Source organism: Nonlabens xylanidelens (assembly GCF_002934445.1).
GTDB classification, from domain to species: Bacteria; Bacteroidota; Bacteroidia; order Flavobacteriales; family Flavobacteriaceae; genus Nonlabens; species Nonlabens xylanidelens.
Window position 1 is genome coordinate 77,986 of sequence record NZ_PTJE01000002.1, and the last position, 24,348, is coordinate 102,333.

Here is a 24,348-nt window from a genome sequence, read left to right on the forward strand (position 1 = left end):
ATCAATTTTAAGGAATACGTTACGTTTTGAATATCATTTAGTTTCAATTATTTCATATTTACTTTTCTTGTAACCTATAAATTGTTTGTCATCATTTAATTCAATTTTATCATATTTGGTTTTTGTCATTAAGGTACCATTAGCATCAAATAATAATATTTTTTTTCCTTTTCTCATTAGGTAATGATTGTTGAGAAAAGAGATGTTTTTAAACTCAAATTCTGTTAACCAGCCTAACTTTGAGTCATACAAAGCATATTTATCCTTTTTGTTTACAATGTATCTTACCTCTCTATAATTAGTGTCTACGTCCAATACTACATTTTGACAAATTGATTCATATTTAGGTTCTAGAATAGTTTCAATTTTATCAGTTATTCGCAAAACTCCCCATTTTTCACCAAACTTGTTTTGAATTATTAACTCATCTTCCTTAAAAGTTTGTGATTGAGGAATATTGATGGAATCAAACGTGGTTTCTTTCCAAGTATTAAGATTTATTAAAGTAGATTTATTATCCTTTATTCCTACCGTAAAAGTTTTATTTGCTCCTATAATTTCAGAGTAGTCTCCGGTCATTTTTTTATAATTACTAAAGGAATAATAACTTCTAAGTTGATTATTAATTGTTAAAAACCCATCAACGTATCGTTGTACATAATTCGATGGATTAAAAATCTCCAACCCTTCAAATTCTCCAACTAGTTTAAAATTATTATCAAACATTGATTTTTTAGAGTTCTCTTTTTCAGCAACTATACAATTATTAAACATTGTCACTTTTTTGAAGTCAAAGGGGACCAAAGTATCATTGGAGCTATTGATAATGCCTACCTTGTTTTGATTTTTAAGAATGACAATATTCTTGTTTATAAATTGAACTTTATCATAAACTATGTTTTTATAAAGTGAGATGTCTACCAAGTTTTCTCTAACTTTATTATAAGTCAATTTTACTTTATCATAAAGTTCATGGTAAAATGGTTTCTCATTTACAATTCGATAAACAACATATCCATTATTTTTTTTACTGTAACCATCATCTTTTACCATCAATGTATATCTAGGTGGATAGTCAGATTTGCTAGGAGTAGGATCAAGAATAACGTAGTTTTCTAGATCTTCCAAATTTTCTTTTACTACCTTTTTGTTTACAAATTTTATAGAATAACAATAGATCTGGGAATCTTTTATTTCATAGACTCGTTTCCAACTAGATCGTGGCTTTAAATAGGCAATAGTGCTAATAGATACATCTTCATCAGTGACAACTTTTTTAAATAAAGGAAAGATATGAGTACTTAAAGTATCTCTGGTTTTATTATAGATACCTTCAACCAGTAAATTATACATTTTTAAATCTGTCGATTTTAAATTTTCTATAGATTGGTATTCCTTCAAATCTTGTGAAAAAGATATTTTGATAGCAAGAAAACAGAACAGGAAGAAAAACTTGAATTTCATTTGTTTTTTTACAATTTACAATAAAAATTAGAATCAAACTATTCTACACAGCTATAGATACTTTTAACTAATTTAAATAAAAAAATCCCTAAACCGTTGGTTTAGGGATTTTAAATATTAACTGTTTACTGTCACTGCGACTGTAAACTAAATAAGCATTGCTTACTTTACTTCTTCAAAGTCTACGTCTTCTACATCACTAGTGTCATCAGCAGCTGCGCCAGCGTCACCTGCAGGTTGTCCACCTTCTTGTTGCGCTTTAGCCATTTCTTCACTAACACCAGCCCAAACTTGGTTTAATTTTTCCATAGCAGGATCAATTACAGTAAGTTCTTTAGTTTCAAAAGCTACTTTTAATTCGTTAAGAGCTTCTTCAATTGGAGCTTTTTTATCAGCTGGAATCTTCTCACCAAATTCCTCAAGTTGAGTTTCCGTTTGGAAAATCAATTGATCTGCAGCGTTAAGTTTGTCAGCTGTTTCTTTTGCTTTTGCATCAGCATCAGCATTTGCAGCAGCATCTTGCTTCATTTTCTCGATTTCTTCTTCAGACAGTCCAGAAGAAGCCTCGATACGGATATCTTGTTTCTTACCAGTTGCTTTATCTTCAGCACTTACTTTAATAATACCGTTTGCATCGATGTCAAAGGTTACTTCAATTTGTGGAGTACCTCTTCTCGCTGGTGCGATATCAGATAAGTGGAATCTACCGATAGTATTGTTATCGTTTGCCATAGCACGCTCACCTTGGATTACGTGAATCTCAACACTTGGTTGATTATCTGCAGCAGTAGAGAATACCTGAGATTTTTTAGTTGGGATAGTTGTGTTAGACTCAATTAATTTAGTCATAACACCACCCATAGTCTCGATACCTAAAGAAAGTGGAGTAACATCAAGTAAAAGAACGTCTTTTACATCACCAGTTAATACACCACCTTGGATAGCAGCACCTACAGCAACAACTTCATCAGGATTTACTCCTTTTGATGGCTTCTTACCGAAAAATTTCTCTACAGCTTCTTGCACAGCAGGAATACGAGTAGAACCACCTACAAGAATAATCTCATCGATATCACCTGTAGAAAGACCTGCGTTTTTCAATGCAGTTTTACATGGCTCGATAGTTCTTTTTACTAAGTCAGAAATTAATTGCTCAAAAGCAGACTTTGTAAGAGTTTTCACAAGGTGCTTAGGTCCTGAAGCAGTAGCAGTTACATAAGGTAAGTTAACCTCAGTTTGTGCACTAGAAGAAAGCTCAATTTTAGCTTTTTCTGCAGCTTCTTTAAGACGTTGTAAAGCCATTGGGTCCTGACGTAAATCAATACCTTCAGCAGCGTTAAAATCGTCAGCTAACCAGTTAATGATTTTTTGATCAACATCATCACCACCTAGGTGAGTATCACCATCTGTAGCAAGTACTTCAAATACACCGTCACCTAATTCTAGGATAGATACATCATGTGTACCACCACCAAAATCAAATACTACGATTTTTTGATCTGTATCTTTTTTATCTAATCCATAAGCTAGTGCCGCAGCAGTAGGCTCATTAATAATACGCTCAACTTTAAGACCAGCGATCTCACCAGCTTCTTTAGTTGCCTGACGTTGAGAATCGTTAAAGTATGCAGGTACAGTAATTACTGCTCCAGTTACTTCTTGTCCTAAATAATCTTCAGCAGTTTTCTTCATTTTTTGAAGAATCATTGCACTTAATTCTTGTGGAGTATAAAGACGACCATCGATATCAACACGTGGTGTATCATTGTCTCCTTTTACTACAGAGTAAGGTACATATCCAGTTTCTTTAGAAGATTCACTGAATTTGTTACCCATAAAACGCTTGATAGATGCAACCGTTTTAGTTGGGTTAGTTACTGCTTGTCTTTTTGCAGGATCTCCTACTTTAATTTCACCACCTTCTACAAAGGCGATTACAGATGGAGTTGTTCTTTTTCCTTCTGCATTAGGTATTACTACAGGCTCGCTTCCTTCCATTACGGATACACAACTGTTAGTTGTACCTAAGTCTATTCCTATTATTTTACTCATTATAAATGTATTTTAATTTTTAGTTTCAATTTTTATTATGCTTTCCTTAAGTCAATGTTTGTGCCATGACATAAGTAGTGACATGATGTCATTTCTGTATGACATATTGATTTAATTTATGTTTTATAAAATGTGGTATGTGTGTTACGCTTTCGCGAAAGCGGACAAAACCAAAGTTCTCCTTATTTATTGAGCTAAATATGGCAGTAAAATACTGTCTTACAATGGCAGTCGTACTGATGAATTATTAATTTTAAAGTGTTGTAATCACTATTTAATAATTAAAGTGTCTATAACCTACATTATGTTTACTTTTACCCAGCAAATTTGGAAAAAGAATGTCACAAAGTACCCCAGTAAAAATAGAAGCTATAAGTGTATTTGATATGCTCAAAATAGGTGTAGGACCTTCCAGTTCTCACACGCTAGGACCATGGAGAGCGGCACGTAACTTTTTAGGAAAACTGAAGGATAAAAATAGATTGCATCTAGTTAAAGAAATAGAAGTAGACTTGTACGGTTCTCTATCTCTTACTGGTAAAGGTCATGCTACTGACCTAGCTTGTATTTTAGGATTAACAAATGCAGACCCTCAAACTTGTGACATAGATGAGATACCACAAATAGTAGATTATATTACAAATCAAAAATTATTGCAACTGGACGGTGTGCACTTAATTAATTTTGATCCTAAGACTCAAATACATTTTCACCGTAAATTTTTACCATATCATCCCAACGGCTTTAGATTTAAGGCTACCTTAAATACCGGCAAAGTCGTTTTTGAAACTTACTATAGTATAGGTGGTGGTTTCTTTGTTCAAAAAGAACGTAAAAGATCTGCTCGTAAAGTAGCCCTTTTTGAATGTTTTCCTAGACCTATTTCTAAGGCGACAGAATTACTAGCATATTGCGAGCGAGAAAACAAATCTGTTTCTCAAATAGTTCTTGAAAACGAAGAATACCTACACGATCCAGTAGACATCGATCAAAGACTTAAAGAAATTTGGGACGTGATGCTCGATTCCATGTACACAGGTTGTCATACAGAAGGTGTTTTACCAGGTGGTCTTAATGTGAGAAGAAGAGCATATGACACCCATGATCGATTACAGAAAGGAAAACCGTATTCTAATAAAGAAGAATGGATAGAAGCTATACGTAATACTGAGGTTAAATTTAGAGAAATTTTAAAATGGGTTTCTTGTTTTGCACTAGCTGTAAATGAAGTAAATGCATCTTTAGGTCGTGTGGTAACTGCTCCTACTAATGGTAGTGCCGGTGTTATACCTGCTGTAATCATGTATTACATGACCATAGAAAATCACGATGCAGATTTTAACGACGTAAAGAAATTCTTATTAGTCGCAGGAGAAATAGGAGCGTTGTTTAAAAAAGGAGCGACCATAAGTGCTGCTATGGGTGGTTGCCAGGCAGAAATAGGTGTGAGTAGCGCCATGGCTGCAGGTGCGTTAACTGAGCTTATGGGTGGCTCGCCAGCACAAGTACTTATGGCTAGTGAAATAGCTATGGAACATCATTTAGGTCTTACTTGTGATCCTATAGGTGGATTAGTTCAAATACCTTGTATAGAACGTAATGCCATGGGAGCAATTAAAGCAATTAATGCTTGTGAAATGGCTCTCGATGCAGATGCTAAAAATGCTAAAGTACCGCTAGACAAAGTGATAGATACCATGTGGCAAACTGCTCTAGATATGAATACTAAGTATAAAGAAACTAGTGAAGGTGGTCTGGCAGTGAATGTGGCACTATCTGATTGTTAAAATCGCTTTTTGTTTATATAGATTTTATAATAAAGCTGATAATTATACAAATTGTTTGTTGATCCTTTTGAAAAACACTTAAATTATATGATCAAAAAACAACCATTTAACATTTCTATAGAGTTTGTACTTGTGGTATAAAATTTTTACAAATAGTAAACGTAGAAAAAACAGCAATTACTACTACAGATTCTGAATACAGAAGTTTCTTTCTATTAGGGAATTTATATTCAAAATCTTCTCCTAATGGAGATTTTAAAGTCATAATTGACGATATAAAGTCTATATACCTTAATATTAGGTGATAAAGGAGTTTTAAGTATCGGTGCTAATGGTTACAAATAGTTGCGAGTATTTAAGGATAAACCTTCTCAAGTATTTTTCTATCAGGTAAAAGGTGGAAATGTAGAAGAGGTTTATGGCGGTTCCGCTTTCGCGAAAGCGGAAAAATTCCAGCTAGATTCTTTAAAACCAATTAAAACGAGGTTGTTACCTATATTTATAACGCCATATATAGGTTATGATATAGGCCAGGTAGGTATAGAAAATCAAAATAGTTCTAAGTTTTATAACAGTTATGGTGGCCTTTTTACTTCACAGGTTTCTTATTTCCATGGAAAAGATGGAGGCAGATTGCAATTAAGTCTTATACTTTCTAAATAATTATAGAGCCATTTATGTAAATAAAACTAAAATCTACCGTTTTTGTATTCTTTAATTATGATGGTAAACGTAACAAACAGTACATTTATACCACTAATATAGTATGATGACTAACGACCAAGTTCTAGCCGCTGGCTTGCCTAACATAGAGGATACTGATTTTCAAAAACACCCTAAAAGGTTTTTGAACAAAAAACTGATTGCAACTTTGCTCTTTTTTGTACCATCTCTTGCTGGTGTAATTATACCTTTTTTCACTACCAGTGAACATCCATGGGTATGGAAAACTACTGGTGGCATTTGGCTAGTAGCATTAATTGTTACTATTTTTCTTGCTTATAAAGGATACTTTGTAAGAGGTTATGTACTTAGAGAACAAGATATTACTTATAAAAAAGGCTGGCTGTTTCATAGTCAGATTACGGTACCATTTAATAGAATACAACATACCGAGATCAATCATGGTCCTATAGACCGCATGTTTAAATTGTGTCAACTGGATATTTTTACTGCTGGTGGTAGCTCTAGTGATTTAAGTATAAGTGGTCTAGACCCAGAAGATGCTGCAAAATTAAAGGAGTATATCTCAGGTAAATTATCGCACTATGCTTAATTTATCGACACCACAAAGACAAAGTAAGAAGATCATAGCCTTTTACCTTTTTAAAAGTATAAAAGGACTTTTATTTTATTTCTTATTTGCAGCCATAGGTACTAGGTCTATGGGAGAAGAAGCGTGGTACATCATCGCATTAATTTCTTTTGTAGCGATTATGTCACTAGTATCTCCTGTAATTAAGTATATCTATTTTACTTTTCACCTAGAGAGTGACGAGTTGATTATACAAAAAGGACTTATTCAAAAAGAGCGTAAAGCAATACCTCTAGAACGTATACAATCCATTAATATCACACAAAATGTTGTGCAACGTATTCTAGGTATCGTTTCTCTAGAAGTCGATACTGCAGGATCTAAAGCCAAAGAATTAGAGATACCTGGATTAGATCGAGAATTTGCAAGCCAATTTAAAGAGTTATTACAAGAACGTAAAGAAGAAATAGTAGAAGTTTTTAATGTAGAAACAGAATCTGCCATTGTTGACAATGATCTAGAATCTAATACGGAATTTAACGATACAACCGCAAATACAATTAAAAAAGAAACAACCTATAAAAAGCTAAAGGACCAGATAGAAACACCTATTCTTAAACTAGGTTTAATGGATCTTCTCAAAGTAGGTATAACACAAAATCATTTAAAAAGTGGAGGCCTAGCCATAGGGGTTGTATTCGGTAGTTGGTACAATATTAAGGAGATTCTAGAAGAGTATTTTGGCGACTGGTTAGAGCAGTTTTCTTTTGAAAATGTTATTTCTGGAACGAGTATAGGTCTGGCAGTTGCTGCCATTGTTGCATTTTTGTTTTTCTCTGTAATTATAAGTTTGATACTAGCAATTAATAAGTATTGGAATTTTAGCATGGTAAAAAAAGGTGCCGATCTAGAAATTGAAATGGGGTTATTAAATAAAAAGGAGATCAAAATACCATTAAGTAAAGTTCAGATCTTAGAGTTTCATTCTAATCCGTTGAGAAAATTATTAGGTTTTCAAACGGCACAAATATTTCAAGCACAGTCTACTAATGATAAACTAAGCCATGTGTCTGTTCCTGCATGTACGGTGGCACATCAAAAGGTTCTACAGCACTTAATATTTAAACAACCGGTCGAAGAAACTGAAATTGAGTTGATTTGCAATCCATGGTCTCATGCGCGGCTACGTTTTTATATACTCTCCATTTTTATAATACCTAGTGTAGGAACTGCCATTTATTTTGAGCAATACTTAGCTATCATTCCTTTGTTATTATTCATGATTCTATTGATCTGTATGGCATTTATGTACGGTAAAAAAAGCAAGATTGTTAAGGACGATGATTTTGTGGTATTTAAAAAAGGATGGCTTTTCCCTAAAACTATTATCTCACCTATTTTTAAAACACAGGCTGTAGAAAAATGGCGCAGTGTATTTCTTAAACGTAGGAGAGAGGCTCATTTTAAATTACATACAGCAGCTGGTACAAGAGGGTTGCGTTATTTCAAAGAAGATCAATTAAATACATTGATTAATACTGTTAACAATCAGGTGATTTGCAGTGAACAGAAATGGATGTAGATATATAATTCCTTTCTTAGATTATAATTTTTATAATTCCGCTTTCGCGAAAGCGGAACTCCTATATGCATTTTTAATAGTAATTAGATTTGAGGTGTTTTCTAATTTTATCTTCTCAAAACTTTCACATTTATTAAACATTTGTATCTACAAACATATAGTACTTTTGTATCGTGCACGACACAAATTACAAAATGAACAAAGAAGAGCAATTGAAATTGAGCAGTCAGGTTTGTTTCCCGATATATTCTGTGTCGAGACTACTGACTAAGGCTTACAAACCGTACTTAGATAGAATGGGGATTACTTATCCTCAATATCTTGTATTACTCGTTCTTTGGGAAAATGATAGTGTGACTGTAAATGAAATTACATCAAAATTATATCTCAATACAAACACGGTATCTCCTCTATTAAAGAGGATGGAAGCAGCACATTTAATAGAACGTAAACGATCTAAAAGTGACGAGCGTAGTGTTCTTATTGAATTGACATTAAAGGGTAAAGAACTTAAAACCATCGCCAGTGAGGTGCCAGATAAATTATTGCAAGTGTTACTAACGACTAATGTGCAATTACCAGATATTATGACTTTAAAAGAAACTCTGGAAGAGTGGATAGAAGTTTTAAGTGAACAAAAAAATAAAGAAAATAAATAAATTAATATGGAATTATTAGAACGTCTACAGTGGAGATATGCTGCAAAAGCTATGAATGGTAAAAAAGTACCACAGGACAAAATGGATAGAATTCTAGAAGCAGCTAGACTAGCAGCTACTTCTAGTGGTTTACAACCTTTTGAGATTTTTGTGATTAAAAGTCAAGAGATAAAGGAAAAAATACGCCCTATCGCATGGAATCAGTCTGTGGTAACAGATTGTTCTGATTTATTAGTGTTTGCTGCATGGGATAAGTATACAGAAGATCGTATCAACTACATGTTTGACCTAGTTAATGAAAAGAGAGGTTTTAAAAATGAAGGTTGGGAAAATTACCGCCAACAATTGTTAGGTATTTATCCACAACAAGCTGACGAGGTTAGTTTTAACCATGCTGCAAAACAAGCTTATATTGCTTTTACGCACGCTATGATTGCTGCTGCATTTGAAGAAGTAGATGCGACACCTATGGAAGGTTTTGATGCAGATGCTGTAGACGAAATTTTAGGATTGAGAGAAAAAGGATTGAGAAGTACGGTATTACTACCTATAGGTTACAGAAACGAGTCTGAAGACTGGTTAGTTAATCTTGAGAAAGTAAGAAGAAGTACAGAGGAATTAGTCACAGTAATTGATTAAGGAAAATTGAAGAAGTTTAAAAATATAGCTATCGCTTTTGTTCTATTTGCATCATTAGGTTGTAGTGAGAAGAAAGAAAATAAGGCTGAAACAGCTGAATTAGAAAATAATAGTAAAATTAAAAAAGAAAATAAGATGAAAGTATTATTTGTTTTAACATCGCACGATAAATTAGGAGATACAGGAAAGAAAACCGGTTTCTGGGTAGAAGAGTTTGCAGGACCATATTATACTTTAAAAGATAAAGGAGTAGAAATTACTCTTGCTACACCTAATGGTGGACAAGCGCCTATCGACCCTTCTAGTGCATCACCAGATGCTGCTACTGAGTTTACAGAAAGATTTGATAAGGATGAGGAAGCTCAAAAACTTATCAATACAACACACAAATTAACTGACGTTAATGCTGCTGATTATGACGCAGTATTCTATCCAGGTGGACATGGTCCATTATGGGATCTTGCAAACGATGCAACTTCTATAAGCTTAATTGAGACGTTTAATAGTCAGGATAAACCAGTAGGATTTGTATGTCACGCACCTGCAGCATTGAAAAGTGTTAAGGGAACTGATGGTAATCCGCTAGTTAAAGGTAGAAAAGTTACAGGATTTACAAATTCTGAAGAAGATGCGGTACAATTAACTGATGTAGTGCCTTTCTTAGTAGAAGATATGCTTCAGGAAAATGGCGGTATTTATTCTAAAGGAGATGACTGGTCTGAGTATGCATTACAAGATGGTAATTTAATTACAGGTCAAAACCCTGCATCATCTGTACTAGTTGCAGAAAAATTATTTGCTGCGGTTAAATAATTCTATTTATATAAATTTAAAAAGGGCTTATTTCTATTAAGAGGTAAGCCCTTTTTTTATATCTTAAATTTTCTATAAATCAATGTAGTAAACAGATTCTAGAAATAACTTTTCAGCGATTTCTTGATTTTTATCGTCCTTTAATTCTTTTAGAACACCAGCTATTTTAACTCGATTCTCTGGTAGTTTTTGAGATCCTTTTATATGAGCGATTAAGAAAGTAATATCAGATTCTTGATCTCTTATTTCATACACATCATATCGGTCCATGATAGGAATCATGGTAAACGTTGTAACGCTGCCGGTCATAATAGGTACCATTATAAAACCGTTAAAATCATTTTTAGACTCCGTTAATTTGGGGATACCAGTAATGATGGTGTTTTCAGCTTTAATACCAGTAGATTGTACCTGTGATGGTAGAAATTCCTGTGGCTTATACTTCAAATATGTTTCTTTAAGATTCTCATCTAGTTTAGAAAGTACTTCTGCTTTTTGTGTCTTGTCCAGTTGTGCTAGTGATAATTCTAAAAATAGAATCATTTGTTGTTGGTCATTAAAAAGCCCACCAACTTTTCCTAGTTCGGCTTTAGAAATAATACCGTCGTCTGCTCTAGTGAGTATGTTATAAAATCGACCACCATTATCAAGTATAGAAATAGCATCATTTGGGTTTTTAAAAGGTTCTATTTTTTTCATAATACTGTTAATTTTATAGGTTAGAAAGAACTATTTATTGTGAGTTTTTATTCTTTTTAAATACCTTTTCTTTAATAGATTTTATTTTCTTTTTGGCCTTTTTTCTCTTAGAAAAAGCATTTGAAATAGCCATAGTTGTTAATAACGCGATAAAAGCAATAGTACCTAATGCACCACCATAACCATTAAAGAAATTTCCTTTATTAATGTATATCACACTGAAGAGAATACCGGCAAGAGCGAGACGTAAATAACTACCTTTAGAATGTGAGGCAACCATACCTATAAATGAAGTACCTATAAAAACTATAGGTATACTCTTTGATAAATATTCATTTAAAACATCAGGGAAAATATAAAAAAACAAACCTACTATTAATGCTAACAGTGCAGATGCTCTTACTGCGCCTTGCTTTAAATGTTCATTTACATAATAGGTAAGAACAGATCCTAATATACCGACTAGTACTATGATTACATAATTCATATCGATAACCAGTTTAATAAATATATGACTACCACACCCAAAAAGGCAATCGAACCTAGTTTGCCACCTATACCTAAGAATAGATTCTTAGAAAGCATAAAAAAGACACCTGTTAGTACACCAGCAGTAACTATAAAACCTACAGATGGTGATATTTCTACACTGGACATACCTACAAATGCACCACAATAAATAGCTGCAGGTAATTTTTTTAAGTAATCTGATTTTTTGTTTAATGCAGGTATAAATGATGCTGTGGTTCCTGTAATCCCTGCTGCAAGTACACTGCCTAAATCTCCATAAACATTAAGGGAATAACAAATTAGTGCACCTATGGGAACCCAAATAACTACAGATATTTTTTCATAAGAATGATCTTCATGATGCAAGTCTAAATACCGGTACCCAAAGAATATTGTGAGAGCGATAAGAAGTACAGAGGTAACTATTAGAAAATTATTAGATTCATAATTCTCTTTTAAGGTCATTAACAAGAAGGTAATCTGCATTATAAAAACAGTTATTACCATAAAGAATCTAATGGCCTTATGTCTCTTCATGAGCTGTATTTAGTTTAAATTCTAAACAAATTTAAAGCAAAATAGGAGAGAAGCCGGCAGAATAGAAGACTAGTTCTAGACTTTTTTAAAATTTAAAATTCTTACAGATATTTTACTTTGGAAAATTCTCTTTTTCTATCGCAATGCGATCTGTATAATAAATAAGTGTTTCACTTTTCTTTTAGCGGCTATTCATTCATTCATTTTCAGAATTGAAAGCATTATTACTTCCCAAACCATTTATAATGTTAGTAGTTATATTTTAAATATTCTTGTTACTAAGGGTGTTTCTATATCTCGCTTTCGCGAAAGCGGAATCTTAAATATCACTTTTAAAAATTATGAACTTTAAAACAATAAAAGCTCTCTTAACCTATTACAGTCAGAGAGCCTTTATAATTATAACGGACGTAATATAAAGATTAATCGATGTTAAAACTATTTTCTATAATTCTAAATCCTTGAGAATTCTTTTGATGATCTTCTAAAGCCTCTTGAGTTAATATTGCGTAAGAACTACCTTGATTAGTAAACGCTATAATCTTACCTTGATGTTTTAAACCCATAGTGGTAAATTCAAAGGATGAAGTACGTGATTTAATAGTGCTAAATTCATCGTCTTCTATAGGATCAAAATTTAAATTGTTTATAAAACTATTCAATTTTAATTCTTCTATATTCATATCTATCATAAGGTCATGGTCTAGTATGTAATCAAAGGAAACTATAGTCATAAGTCCGCTAGAATTAAGGCCTTTTTTTTCTACTGCCATATAATAAATACCTTCTTCAATAAGCTCTTCATCGGTTACATGCCAGTCTTCTGGATAACTGAAAGAGAAACCATTACCTTGATATTTACTTTTATTTACACTACCGTCATCTGTACTAGTGGTCGCGTGGTTTTCAATATTTACTGTAGTATCGGTTGCATTTTTACAAGAGGTTATTAAAAGAAACGCAAGTAAAAAAGTCAGAGAAGTTTTCATAAGGTTGGTTTAGGTTAGTTGGAAATAAAGTTATTGTATTTTAAGATTTAAAAATAAAGGAAACTATGATTAATTACCTAGTTATTGCTTCTAATTGATTTGATTAAGATGTCTTGCTAGAAAAACACCTGTACTAGAACATGCCTGCAGTAGATAGCCACCAGTAGGGGCGTCCCAATCTATCATCTCACCTATACAATATTGATTAGGTAGGATTTTAAGTTCATAATTTTCTGTTAGGGCCTCTCTATCGACACCACCTACGGTAGATATAGATTCTTCTATAGATGCGGTATTGATTATCTCTAAAGGAAATTGTTTTATATGACTAGCTAGAATTTCCTTATCAAGGTACGATTCTTTTGATAGATAGAATTTTAATAAGTCTATTTGTGGAGCACTTAATTTGAGCTCTTTCTTTAATATGTCCTTTGTTGTTCTATAATTAGACAATTTAATTTTTGAAATTACTTTTTCTAAGGATAAGGATGGTTTAAAATCTATAAATATAGTAGCTGTAGAATGAGTTATCAATTGCTGTCTTATTTGAGGGCTAAGACCATAAATGGCGTTACCTTCTAGACCAAATTTAGTAATAACAGCTTCTCCTTTCTGGACTACATCGTTACAGCAAATAGCTATATTTTTTAAAGGTGTACCTTCATTTAATTCTATAAATTTAGAATTCCAATTAATGTTAAAACCACAATTAGACGCCTGAAAAGGTTGAATGTCTATCGATTGACCTTGAAATGTAGATAGCCAGTCACCAGTAGAGCCAGTTACACTCCAGCTGGCACCGCCTAGAGCAAAAATGGTATAATCTGTTTCTACCTCAGTGTCGTTGATGATAGGATTATTATTAGCGTCCCAACCACTGAAAATATGCTCATATTTAAACAAGACACCTTTCTTTTTAAGATGATTTAATATAGAATTCAGAACTTGAATAGGCTTTATTCCATCTTCAGGGTAGACTCTTTTACTACTGCCTACATAAGTAGCAATACCTATTTGTTCTAACCAGTTTCTAAAATCTTGATTTGTAAAATGAAGTAAGGCAGTAGATAGAAAATTATTAGGTGTGTATCTATTGATTAATTTTTCTATAGATTCTGAATGCGTTAAGTTAAAACCACCTTTTCCGGCAACTAAAAATTTGCGGCCAGACGTTTTGTTTTTCTCATAGATAGTAGTAGAAAACTTTTCCTTATCTAGAAAAGCAGCCAGCAAAAATGCTGATGGACCACCACCTATAATAGCAACTGATTTTTTCATGAAACAAAAGTAATTATAAGAATCTTGTATTATTCTATGATTTCATAATCAATACTTAGTTTGCGCAACGCTCGCAATGCCGATCCTGAATTCTTATCACTAACCTCAATATCTACGGCATCACCTTCTAACAATATATCAGTAAGCTCATTTGCAAGAGATTCACTTATACCTGAAGAAATTTCTACTATACACCTAGCTATATCTCTTTTATTAGGTCGTTGATCGTCGCAAGAGAGTAAGTTCAATTTCATAATTAGTATTTAGTATTGCAATATACTAGAGTTCATATAGCTCTATACTACACTGTATATGAAAATAGCTGTATTCCACAATTTAAAAAAGATGCTTAAAGTTTATTTTATAGTTTTAAAATCCCAAAAAGCATTTTTAGGCATGGAGGCTTCTACCGTTTTATTCTCTTTTGTATTTAAATCTTGATAGGTTAATTTCCAGGCGTGTAAACACACTGATAGGTCCTCATATTTTTGATCAGATCCATATTTTTCATCTCCTATAATAGGGCAACCTATATGTGATAACTGTGCTCGTATTTGATGGAATCTACCTGTTCTAGGCTTTACCTCTAATAGGTAACCATATTTATTCTGTCCTAGAATTTGATATGATAGTGTTGCGTCTTGAGCGTTTTTAGTTTTAGTAGACACTATATCTGCTCTTTTTTCTAGCCGATTCTTTACTAAAAAGTGTTGTAAGTTTTGTTTGGTTTTAGGTGGTTTATTACTGACTATAGCTAGGTATGTTTTTTGAACTCTACGACTACTAAAAAGCTCATTAAAAGCAACTAGCACACTCTTTTTCTTAGCAAAAACAAGTACACCACTAGTCACGCGGTCTAATCTGTGAACGACACCCACATAAGGTTTCTTCTTTTTCTTAACTATATAATCATGTACTTGATTTTCTACAGTAAGAGATTCAAAAGGACTTTTTTCGGTTATCAGCCCTGCAGCCTTATTTACAACTATAAAGTCGTTGTTTTCATGTACGATTTCTAAAAGAGCCATGCGGTCATTTTATTTTCAACGTTTAGTGTAGTGATAATGCTACTTTGGTTATGGATATCAGTTCTATTTATAATTCCGCTTTCGCAAAAGCGAGATCATCACATAAAAAAGTCCATTAAAATTTACGTTTAATGGACTTCTATTATAAAATTAAAAGAATTTATTTCTTAATCAAACCTATCTCTACAAGACGCTGGTGCAAGAAATCTCCTGCAGTAATGTCATCATATTGTTTAGGATTATCCTCACTCACACACTCTTCTAGACAGTCCAGTTTCATATCACTACGTGGATGTAAGAAAAACGGAATAGAGTAACGGCTAGTGTGCCATAAATCACGAGGCGGATTTACCACACGGTGAATAGTAGAACGCAATTTGTTATTAGTATGACGTTGCAACATGTCACCTACATTAATAACTAGCTCGTCTTCCTTTGCAATAGCATCGATCCACTCACCATCACGACTCTGTACTTGTAAACCTGGTGCACTAGCACCCATTAATAAAGTAATAAGATTGATATCTCCATGTGCACCAGCTCTTACCGCATTTTCTGGCTCGCTGGTAATAGGTGGATAATGAATAGGTCTAAGAATAGAATTTCCATTACTTGCCCAGTGGTCAAAGTATTTTTCATCCAGACCTATGTGTAAAGAAAGTGCTCTTAAAACATAAATACCAGTTTTTTCTAGCATTCTATAAGCATCCATTCCTGTTTTATTAAAGTCAGGAAGTTCTTCTACGATCACGTTATCAGGATAATTATCTTCTATATCTACATCTGGAGCAACCTCTTGTCCAAAATGCCAGAATTCTTTTAAATCTCCTTCTTTTTTGCCTTTGGCATGTTCCTTACCGAAAGATACATAACCACGCTGTCCACCTAATTCTTCACGCTCATAACCTAATTTAGTAGGTTTAGGTAGTTGAAAAAATTTCTCTACCTCTTTATAAAGTTGTTCAACAAGCTCGTCAGATAAAAAATGGTTCTTAAGTGCGACAAAACCTATTTCTTCATAGGCATTACCTATTTCTTTAATAAATTTTTCTTTTCTCTTAGGATCTTCACTTAGAAAATCTGCTAGATCTACGCTAGGGATATTAATCATGGTACTAATTATATTTATTATTTTCTAAAATCTCAATGATGTAGCCAGTAATAACTCATTACGAGTGTACAAAGGTGCAATATTTAATTGCACTTGAGATTCATTCAATTTACTTTTATTTTTAAAGATAACACTCTTTATCAAAGGATGCAGCCAGTAAGCTATTTTTGTTGATAAAATTCCTATTCCAGCTCCTGCTGCCACGTCGCTCAGCCAGTGTTTATCATTATAAATTCTCAAAAAACCAGTACTTGCAGCTATAGTATAACCGGCAATACTGTACCAGGGTGATACATGTCCATATTCTTGGTGTAAAAACTCTGCAGCCATGAATGATATAGCAGTATGCCCAGATGGAAAACTACTTTGTGACTTACCGCTAGGTCGTCTTATATTAGTATTATTCTTAATAAGATTTACAGACGAATATAAAAATAGAGTAGACGTACCTAGAATAACCGTTTTATTTAACATGTTGTTACGTCCTTTAATACCAGCTAGATCGAGACCATAAACTGCTGCAATAGGTACAAAAAGAGTGTAATCATCTATGTCTATCTTGGTACCATCTGGTTGAAGAGTTGTTCTTAAATCTTGATCCCACTTTTTAATAGGATCGTTTTTAATGCCTATTACACCATAAGTAATAAGTCCTGCAGGTATAAATAGAGATTGGTACTTAAATTTCACATCTTTATTTATATAAATAGAGTCAGCAGGTTGTTGTTGTCCATAACACATTATAGCACAAAATAGAACTAAGAATAAAAAAGGTAGCTTCATTAAAACAACAATTGTTAATACAAAGTTAGTAAATGAAAGCTTGTAACTAACTATAACGTTAAAGTAAGACGATAGATTATCTTACATTTGATTTACAGTCCACAATAATGATAGACACAAATCACACAAATTTAGATCAGCTTTATAAGAATACCCTAGATAAAGAGGTACTTATAGGATTATATAAGAAAATGTTACTTCCTCGATTAATAGAGGAGAAGATGTTGATTCTATTACGTCAAGGTCGCATTTCAAAATGGTTTTCGGGCATAGGTCAGGAAGCTATTTCTATAGGCGTAACAGCTGCTATGCATAAAGAAGAATATATTTTACCTATGCATAGAAATCTTGGGGTTTTTACCACAAGAGAGATTCCGTTATGGAAACTCTTTGCGCAATGGCAAGGTAAAGCAGACGGTTTTACAAAAGGTCGTGACCGTAGTTTTCATTTTGGCACACAAGACTATAACATAGTCGGTATGATTTCACATCTAGGACCACAACTAGGTGTTGCAGACGGTATTGCACTAGCTCAAAAACTAAATAATACTGGTAGAGCAACAGCCGTTTTTACTGGAGAAGGCGGTACGAGTGAAGGTGATTTTCACGAAGCACTTAATGTGGCCAGTGTATGGAATTTACCAGTTCTTTTCTGTATAGAAAATAATGGCTATGGTCTTAGTACACCTACTACAGAACAGTACAATTGTGAAAACCTAGCAGACCGTGCATTGGGCTATGGAATGGAATCTCATATTATAGACGGTAATAATATTATAGAGGTCTACACAAAAATAGCTGCTATTCTTAAGGATATTCGTGAGAATCCGCATCCTGTATTGATAGAATTTAAAACTTTTAGAAGACGTGGACATGAAGAGGCTAGTGGTACTAAATATGTACCAGATGAATTATTAAAATATTGGGAACAACGTGATCCATTAACACGTTTTGAGCAGTATTTGTTAGAAAACAACATCATCACTAGCGATAATGTGTTAGAATGGAGTGAAGAAATTAAAAAAGAAATTAATGATGGTTTAGATACCGCTTCCGCGAAAGCGTTACCTAAAACAACACCGGAACAAGAACTGTCAGACGTTTTTAAATCCCACCATTTTGAATCTGTAGCACCTGATAATTCTACTCAAAATTTACGATTAGTAGACGCTATAAAAGATGGACTTGATGCTTCAATGGCAAAGTATGATAACTTAGTCATCATGGGACAAGATGTTGCAGAATATGGAGGTGTCTTTAAAATAACTGATGGTTTTGTAGCAAAATATGGTCGTGAGCGAGTGAGAAATACACCTATATGTGAAAGTGCCATTGTTGAGGCTGGTATGGGACTAAGTATAGCAGGAATGAAGGCTGTGGTAGAAATGCAGTTTGCCGATTTTGTAAGTAGTGGATTTAATCCTATTGTTAACTACTTAGCAAAATCATATTACCGCTGGAATCAGCAGGCAGATGTAGTAGTAAGAATGCCATGTGGAGCAGGTGTAGGAGCAGGACCTTTTCACTCTCAATCTAATGAAGCATGGTTTTACACTGTACCAGGTCTTAAAATAGTATATCCATCTTCTCCTGCAGATGCAAAGGGATTATTAATAGCGTCTATAGAAGATCCTAATCCGGTTTTATTCTTTGAACATAAAGCACTTTACAGATCGGTATATGATGACGTCCCAAATGGATATTATAATATAGAGTTAGGAAAAGCGTTAACTATACGAAGTGGAGAACAAGCAACTATCATAACATTTGGTGCAGGAGTACATTGGGCAAAGCAGTTAATCGATGAAGAAAAATTAGATATAGATCTTATTGATCTTAGAACATTACTACCTATTGATAATGAAAGTATTATAACCTCTGTAAAGAAAACAGGTAAAGTTCTCGTTCTTACCGAAGATAACCTGACAGGTAGCGTAGCGAGTGACATTGCTGCATTTATTAGTGAAGAATGTTTTGAGTTTTTAGACGCTCCAGTCATGAGATTAGGTAGTATAGATACACCGATACCATTTGAAAAAGGACTTGAAGATAATTACCTACCTAAAAATAAATTGAAAGAAAAATTAAAAAAACTGTTAAATTATTAACTTTAGGCTAATAAAAATTATATTTTTGAATGCCCCTTACGAACCTAATCAACAACATATTATGAAATTTATGGATGAGGCGGACAACTTCCGCTATGTACTATGGGCACTTACGATCATATTTGCCTTTTTAGTGTTTTTTGGACCTAACCCAGAAGGTGGTAGTTTAATGCCGACAGCGGTTACTTTATTTTCTTTATTCTCTTCTTTACTGGTTATTTATTTAATCTTAAAGTTTGTACAGAAAAGAAGATACAGAGATAATGATTCAAATTAACATTTGATTTACTTCTAGCCGTTATCTTTGGATAGTGGATAAAGAATACGATATTATAATTGCCGGTGGTGGACTTTCAGGTCTGACAGCGGCAATTTTGTTTTCCAAAAACTATAAAGTTCTATGTATTGATCCAGATAGTTACCCTAGACACAAGATGTGTGGTGAATATTTGAGTAATGAGGTCATGGATTTTTTACGTACTCTAGATATAGACCTGGATCAAGAAACATCTATTAACCTAGAACAATTAAACTTTACTACCACAGATTCTAAACAAATTAAATGCAATTTACCGCAAGGTGGCAAAGGCATTTCTAGGTATCACTTAGATCATTTACTTTTTAAAAAAGCGTGTCTTAAAGCTACCTTTATTGAAGATAAAGTGCTTGATAGTAATATTAATAAGGATACATTTACCGTAACCACTTCTAGAGATCAATTTACTTGTAAACAGTTTATTATGGCTACTGGTAAACGCTCTATACTAGATAAAAAGCTAGAACGCGATTTTATGAAATATAAATCGCCATGGTTAGCTGTAAAAATGCACTATCAATATGATATGCCAGATAATCTCGTAGAACTACACAACTTTAAAGGTGGCTATGCAGGTATTTCAAAGGTTGAAAACGGTCATGTAAATCTTTGCTATTTAGCAAGTTATAAGTCTTTTAAAGAACATAAAAATGTAGCAGATTTTAATACTGCAGTGTTATCAAAGAATAAACATTTGGCCTCATTTTTAGACAATGCGACTCCTGTTTGGGAACAGCCTATAACTATATCCCAAATATCTTTTGAAAAAAAACTAGCCGTTGAGCGTCACATACTTATGTTAGGAGATACTGCTGGTTTAATACATCCGCTTTGTGGTAATGGAATGGCTATGGCCATACATAGTGCACAAATAGCATTTAAAAGTCTAGAACCATTTCTTCGTAATCAGATATCGAGAGACCAATCATTATCAGATTATTCACAAGAATGGAATAAAACATTCAGTAAGCGATTATGGATAGGACGACTATTGCAAGGTATTCTTTTAAATAAAACGTATACATCCCTAGGACTCTGGTTTCTAAGTAAACTGCCTTTTTTACTGCCTATAATTATTAAAAAAACACATGGGAAACCTATCTAATATAAAATACAGACCTAACCATCGCAATACAGATCCAGAATGGATGGATGACCCTAATCTAGATCAGGTCACATTACAACATGCGGTAGATGATATTAATACAGTAAATCGATTACTCAATGGCTTTAATTTTACTTTAAAAGCAATTAAAAAAGAACTACAAAAATACCCTAACAAAGCACTAACCATTGTAGACGCAGGCTGTGGTGACGGTGAGATGTTGCGATTTTTAGAAAAGAATTTGAAACAAGAAAACATCTCTTTTCTAGGTCTCGATTTTGCAGCTCGTTCTATTGAAAAAGCTAGATTAAAGAGTGAAGGTTTATCAAGATTACGCTTTCGCGAAAGCGATATTCTTAAAATAAACCCATCTGATTTAAAATGTGATATTTTAATAAGCTCCTTAACGATGCATCATTTTGATGATAATGAGATTGTTACCTTCTTGACTAAATTTAAAGAAATTACAAGTAAATCAATCATAATCAACGACTTGCATAGACATAAACTTGCATTTCTATTTTTTAAATATTTAAGCCCTATTTTTATAAGGCATGAGATTTCAAAACATGATGGCCTAATAAGTATCGCATCTGGTTTTAAGGTTAGAGACTTTAAAAAATATGCTAAAGCTATAGGCGTTAAAAATGACCGATTGACATGGAAGTGGTCGTTCCGATATATATGGATTATTCTAGTGTAGATGAGTGTAAAAATAAAAAGTGTAGCAACGGTAACACCGCAGTATTATAAAGAAACTAAGGATATTTTACCATTTGTAGAAGAATGGCTTTCTGGTCAGGAGGAGCGTTTAAGACGTAAAACTATTAAGATTTTTGAAGGTGCTGGTGTTGATAAACGTTATTCTATCATGGATCCTATAGAGGTATTTACAAGTACTTCTTTTCAAGATCGTAATGATATTTATAAAAGAGAAGTGGTACCACTAGCGCAAAAAGCGGTAGAAAAAGCACTAGAAAAAGCATCGTGGAAAGCTCAAGAGCTGGATTATATCATAACTGTAAGTTGTACAGGTATAATGATACCGTCTATAGATGCTTATTTAATCAACTCTATGGGAATGCGACAAGATATTGTGCGTTTACCAGTAACAGAAATGGGCTGTGTTGCAGGAATATCTGGTTTAATCTATGCAGAGAATTTTTTAAGAGCAAATTCTGGTAAAAAAGCTGCAGTAATAGCAGTAGAAGCACCTACGGCTACGTTTCAATTAGGAGATTTTTCTATGGCAAACATGGTTAGTGCGGCTATATTTGGCGATGGATGTGCCTGTGTTTTACTATCTTCTTGTGATGAGGATAGTGGACCAGTGATAAAAGGACATGAAATGTACCATTTTCCAGATGCTACACATATGATGGGTTTTGACCTAGTGAATAGTGGTTTACAAATGGTGCTCGATAAATCTGTACCGGATACTATTGCTAACCATTTCCCAAAAATCATACATCCGTTTTTAGAGAAAAACGGATTAGAAATAAAAGATATAGATCATTTAATTTTTCACCCTGGAGGTAAAAAGATAGTACAAACTGTTGAAGGATTGTTCTCTGATTTAGGAAAGAATATCGACGACACAAAAGAGGTTTTACGTCTTTATGGAAACATGAGTAGTGCAACGGTACTATTTGTTTTAGAACGCTTTATGAGTCGTAACATAAAGAAAGACTCTAAGGGATTAATGTTAAGCTTCGGACCTGGGTTTACGGCACAAAGAATACTTTTAGAATGGTAAAAGACTTTGAAAATAGATATGGTTTAGTTTTAGGCGGCAGTAGTGGTTTAGGATATGCCAGCGCTTTAAAACTTGCCCAACATGGAATGAATCTCATCATATTTTATCGTGCTTCTAGAATGCAGGCAGTAGCTATTGAAGCCAAATTTGAAACATTAAGATCTTACGGTATCGAGTTACTTACAGTAAATAGTGATGCCACAAGAGAAGATAAATTAGAAGAGAATACAGCAAAAATTATTGAATTTCTCAAAGGACAAAAAATTAGTGTCTTGTTACACAGTATCTCTAAAGGCAATTTAAAACCTCTTACTGGTGAGCAAACGTTAACTACTAGTGACTTTCAGCAAACCATCCATTCTATGGGAATAAGTCTCTACAGCTGGACCAAAGCTTTATTTGATGCGCAATTATTTGCACAACCTGCAAAAATTTTAAGTTTTACTAGTGAAGGTAGCACAAGGCCAATGAGATCATATGCAGCTGTTAGTGCAGCAAAGGCAACCCTAGAAGCTATAAATAGGAGTATAGCTATAGAATTAGCTCCATTTAAAATCTCTTCTAATTGCATACAAGCTGGTGTTACCGACACGTTGAGTTTGAGCATGATTCCTATGTACGAAGAATTGAAAGCAGCTAGCTTAAAAAGGAATCCGCATCAAGAATTAACTACTCCAGAGCGTGTTGCAAATGTGGTGTATTTGATGAGTAGAGAAGAGGCGAGCTGGATAACTGGTACAATTGTAAAAGTGGATGGCGGTGAGAGTTTACAGTGATTTTAATTAAAATCTATATTGAATGACAACGATCAAAAGTGAAATAATAGGTGTTTTAAGACAGAATGATGAGTTTGATGATTGGTGGGAAAGTGAATTAATTGAGATTCCATTTTTTGACAATAAGAAACTAAAAATTACATTCACTGATCTAAATCCTAGTCAAGATCTTACTTTCATACAAGACGCAGATATTGCGCTTCGTAGTTTTTTAGAAAAACGAGTTACAAATCGTTTAACTATTAGCGACGCGATATTCAAAAATTGTATGGATTTTTTAAAAGCAGTCGAATATGATGAAGCAGATAAAATGCTTTGGGATATTCAATATAAAGAGGAGATATGGAATTTCGTTTATCCAGAGAATATTTATGTCTCTAGAAGTGAAGCAGATATTTATATTAACGCTATCTGTGAATGTGAGTGGGAACATGAACATGGACTTCAACTAGTATTCTTTAAAGGTATAAAACTAACTAGAGTGAGTAGTCAAGACGGTCACTTAACTGAATCAGAAGCCTACAATATTAATGAAAACGAATTAATAGGCCCAAATTCTAAAACAAAGGGTGTTTCGAAACCAAATACCTGGTGGAAAAAATTTTGGACATAAATTATTTAAATCACTTGTAATTTTAATTAATAAAAATGCTTCTCAACCCTTTAGAAAAAATAGTAGCCAATTTACCCTATGGTGATGGGTTCAAATTTGTAGATCAATTACTTGAATTAGATGAGGATAGTGTGATTGGTATTTACCGCTTTCGCGAAAGCGAATATTTCTACAAGCATCATTTTAAAGACCAACCAGTAACGCCAGGTGTCATACTTATAGAATGTATGGCTCAAATAGGACTAGCATGTTTAGGTAGTTACTTGATGCGTGATAAGGATAGTAAACCACAGTTTGTGTTTACAGAAAATCACATTAACTTTTTAAACACTGTTTTACCAGAAACTACGGTTATTGTAAGTGCAAAAAAAGACTACTTTCGATTTGGAAAACTGAAAGTAGTCGTTCAAATGATGGACGAAAATGAAAATAAAATCGCCGAAGGATGGATGAGTGGTATGATATTGACAGAATAAACATCTTTAATT

Annotated in this window: 27 protein-coding genes; 15 read left to right on the plus strand and 12 right to left on the minus strand. The window is 33.5% G+C overall.

Annotated elements, in window-relative coordinates:
- Positions 1-33: 33 nt before the first annotated feature.
- Positions 34-1,464: a hypothetical protein gene (locus tag LY01_RS05400; RefSeq protein ID WP_104514812.1), complete on the minus strand. Its 1,431-nt coding sequence runs from the start codon at positions 1,462-1,464 to the stop codon at positions 34-36.
- A gap of 162 nt (positions 1,465-1,626) precedes the next feature.
- Positions 1,627-3,516: a molecular chaperone DnaK gene (gene dnaK / locus LY01_RS05405; protein ID WP_104514813.1), complete on the minus strand. Its 1,890-nt coding sequence runs from the start codon at positions 3,514-3,516 to the stop codon at positions 1,627-1,629.
- Positions 3,517-3,854: 338 nt separating this feature from the next.
- Here dnaK and LY01_RS05410 point away from each other — a divergent pair, with 338 nt between their 5' ends.
- A complete protein-coding gene (locus LY01_RS05410; protein ID WP_104514814.1) occupies positions 3,855-5,303 on the plus strand; it encodes an L-serine ammonia-lyase in 1,449 nt (482 codons plus the stop codon).
- Positions 5,304-5,418: 115 nt separating this feature from the next.
- On the opposite strand, the gene LY01_RS15095 is transcribed toward LY01_RS05410, so the two are convergent.
- Positions 5,419-5,568 (minus strand): hypothetical protein, encoded by a 150-nt coding sequence (locus tag LY01_RS15095; RefSeq protein ID WP_170034525.1) that lies wholly within the window; start codon positions 5,566-5,568, stop codon positions 5,419-5,421.
- Positions 5,569-5,648: 80 nt separating this feature from the next.
- On the opposite strand from LY01_RS15095, the gene LY01_RS05415 reads away from it, so the two are divergent.
- The 6 genes from LY01_RS05415 to LY01_RS05440 all read left to right on the plus strand — a co-directional run bounded on the left by LY01_RS05415 (position 5,649) and on the right by LY01_RS05440 (position 10,251).
- Positions 5,649-5,966 carry a hypothetical protein gene (locus tag LY01_RS05415; RefSeq protein ID WP_104514815.1) on the plus strand — a complete coding sequence of 106 codons (318 nt, stop codon included), beginning with the start codon at positions 5,649-5,651 and terminating at the stop codon, positions 5,964-5,966.
- 106 nt (positions 5,967-6,072) lie between these two features.
- Positions 6,073-6,579, plus strand: a complete 507-nt coding sequence (locus LY01_RS05420; RefSeq protein WP_104514816.1) for a PH domain-containing protein — start codon at positions 6,073-6,075, stop codon at positions 6,577-6,579.
- Positions 6,572-8,140 (plus strand): PH domain-containing protein, encoded by a 1,569-nt coding sequence (locus LY01_RS05425; protein WP_104514817.1) that lies wholly within the window; start codon positions 6,572-6,574, stop codon positions 8,138-8,140. The genes LY01_RS05420 and LY01_RS05425 overlap by 8 nt, the downstream gene beginning before the upstream one ends.
- A gap of 194 nt (positions 8,141-8,334) precedes the next feature.
- A complete protein-coding gene (locus tag LY01_RS05430) occupies positions 8,335-8,799 on the plus strand; it encodes a MarR family winged helix-turn-helix transcriptional regulator (protein WP_104514818.1) in 465 nt (154 codons plus the stop codon).
- A gap of 6 nt (positions 8,800-8,805) precedes the next feature.
- Positions 8,806-9,438, plus strand: coding sequence for an NAD(P)H-dependent oxidoreductase (locus LY01_RS05435; RefSeq protein WP_104514819.1), 633 nt, complete (start codon positions 8,806-8,808; stop codon positions 9,436-9,438).
- A gap of 6 nt (positions 9,439-9,444) precedes the next feature.
- Positions 9,445-10,251, plus strand: coding sequence for a type 1 glutamine amidotransferase domain-containing protein (locus LY01_RS05440; protein ID WP_245890640.1), 807 nt, complete (start codon positions 9,445-9,447; stop codon positions 10,249-10,251).
- A gap of 72 nt (positions 10,252-10,323) precedes the next feature.
- Here the strand turns inward: LY01_RS05440 and LY01_RS05445 are convergent, their stop codons facing one another.
- The 9 genes from LY01_RS05445 to LY01_RS05485 form a co-directional block, all read right to left on the minus strand.
- Positions 10,324-10,950: a hypothetical protein gene (locus tag LY01_RS05445; RefSeq protein ID WP_104514820.1), complete on the minus strand. Its 627-nt coding sequence runs from the start codon at positions 10,948-10,950 to the stop codon at positions 10,324-10,326.
- 34 nt (positions 10,951-10,984) lie between these two features.
- A complete protein-coding gene (locus LY01_RS05450) occupies positions 10,985-11,437 on the minus strand; it encodes a hypothetical protein (protein WP_104514821.1) in 453 nt (150 codons plus the stop codon).
- Positions 11,434-11,997, minus strand: a complete 564-nt coding sequence (locus LY01_RS05455; protein WP_104514822.1) for a hypothetical protein — start codon at positions 11,995-11,997, stop codon at positions 11,434-11,436. The genes LY01_RS05450 and LY01_RS05455 overlap by 4 nt, the downstream gene beginning before the upstream one ends.
- 422 nt (positions 11,998-12,419) lie before the next feature.
- Positions 12,420-12,986, minus strand: a complete 567-nt coding sequence (locus LY01_RS05460; RefSeq protein ID WP_104514823.1) for a PsbP-related protein — start codon at positions 12,984-12,986, stop codon at positions 12,420-12,422.
- A 90-nt stretch (positions 12,987-13,076) separates the two neighbouring features.
- Entirely contained in the window at positions 13,077-14,264 is a 1,188-nt protein-coding gene (locus LY01_RS05465; RefSeq protein ID WP_104514824.1) for a BaiN/RdsA family NAD(P)/FAD-dependent oxidoreductase, read from the minus strand.
- A 29-nt stretch (positions 14,265-14,293) separates the two neighbouring features.
- Positions 14,294-14,518, minus strand: coding sequence for a hypothetical protein (locus LY01_RS05470; RefSeq protein ID WP_104514825.1), 225 nt, complete (start codon positions 14,516-14,518; stop codon positions 14,294-14,296).
- Positions 14,519-14,620: 102 nt separating this feature from the next.
- Positions 14,621-15,292 carry an RluA family pseudouridine synthase gene (locus tag LY01_RS05475; protein WP_104514826.1) on the minus strand — a complete coding sequence of 224 codons (672 nt, stop codon included), beginning with the start codon at positions 15,290-15,292 and terminating at the stop codon, positions 14,621-14,623.
- 160 nt (positions 15,293-15,452) lie between these two features.
- The gene (locus LY01_RS05480) at positions 15,453-16,403 is read right to left on the minus strand and encodes an isopenicillin N synthase family dioxygenase (protein ID WP_104514827.1); all 951 of its coding nucleotides are present in this window, start codon (positions 16,401-16,403) and stop codon (positions 15,453-15,455) included.
- A 24-nt stretch (positions 16,404-16,427) separates the two neighbouring features.
- Positions 16,428-17,186, minus strand: a complete 759-nt coding sequence (locus tag LY01_RS05485) for a phosphatase PAP2 family protein (protein WP_104514828.1) — start codon at positions 17,184-17,186, stop codon at positions 16,428-16,430.
- Between the two features lie 107 nt (positions 17,187-17,293).
- Between LY01_RS05485 and LY01_RS05490 the strand changes: the two genes are divergently transcribed.
- Genes LY01_RS05490 through LY01_RS05525 form a run of 8 tightly spaced genes read left to right on the plus strand, consistent with a single transcriptional unit; the run spans position 17,294 to position 24,336 of the window.
- A complete protein-coding gene (locus tag LY01_RS05490; protein ID WP_104514829.1) occupies positions 17,294-19,294 on the plus strand; it encodes an alpha-ketoacid dehydrogenase subunit alpha/beta in 2,001 nt (666 codons plus the stop codon).
- A gap of 25 nt (positions 19,295-19,319) precedes the next feature.
- A complete protein-coding gene (locus LY01_RS05495) occupies positions 19,320-19,571 on the plus strand; it encodes a hypothetical protein (RefSeq protein ID WP_146080369.1) in 252 nt (83 codons plus the stop codon).
- A 34-nt stretch (positions 19,572-19,605) separates the two neighbouring features.
- A complete protein-coding gene (locus LY01_RS05500; protein ID WP_104514831.1) occupies positions 19,606-20,715 on the plus strand; it encodes an NAD(P)/FAD-dependent oxidoreductase in 1,110 nt (369 codons plus the stop codon).
- Positions 20,699-21,418: a methyltransferase domain-containing protein gene (locus tag LY01_RS05505; RefSeq protein ID WP_104514832.1), complete on the plus strand. Its 720-nt coding sequence runs from the start codon at positions 20,699-20,701 to the stop codon at positions 21,416-21,418. The genes LY01_RS05500 and LY01_RS05505 overlap by 17 nt, the downstream gene beginning before the upstream one ends.
- Positions 21,419-22,471 (plus strand): type III polyketide synthase, encoded by a 1,053-nt coding sequence (locus LY01_RS05510; RefSeq protein ID WP_104514833.1) that lies wholly within the window; start codon positions 21,419-21,421, stop codon positions 22,469-22,471.
- Positions 22,465-23,247 carry an SDR family oxidoreductase gene (locus LY01_RS05515; RefSeq protein WP_104514834.1) on the plus strand — a complete coding sequence of 261 codons (783 nt, stop codon included), beginning with the start codon at positions 22,465-22,467 and terminating at the stop codon, positions 23,245-23,247. Before LY01_RS05510 ends, LY01_RS05515 begins: the two co-directional genes overlap by 7 nt.
- Before the next feature lie 22 nt (positions 23,248-23,269).
- Complete coding sequence (locus LY01_RS05520) at positions 23,270-23,860, plus strand: DUF6985 domain-containing protein (protein ID WP_245890641.1); 591 nt, start codon at positions 23,270-23,272, stop codon at positions 23,858-23,860.
- Positions 23,861-23,895: 35 nt separating this feature from the next.
- Positions 23,896-24,336: a 3-hydroxyacyl-ACP dehydratase FabZ family protein gene (locus tag LY01_RS05525; RefSeq protein ID WP_104514835.1), complete on the plus strand. Its 441-nt coding sequence runs from the start codon at positions 23,896-23,898 to the stop codon at positions 24,334-24,336.
- The last annotated feature ends 12 nt before the right edge of the window (positions 24,337-24,348 follow it).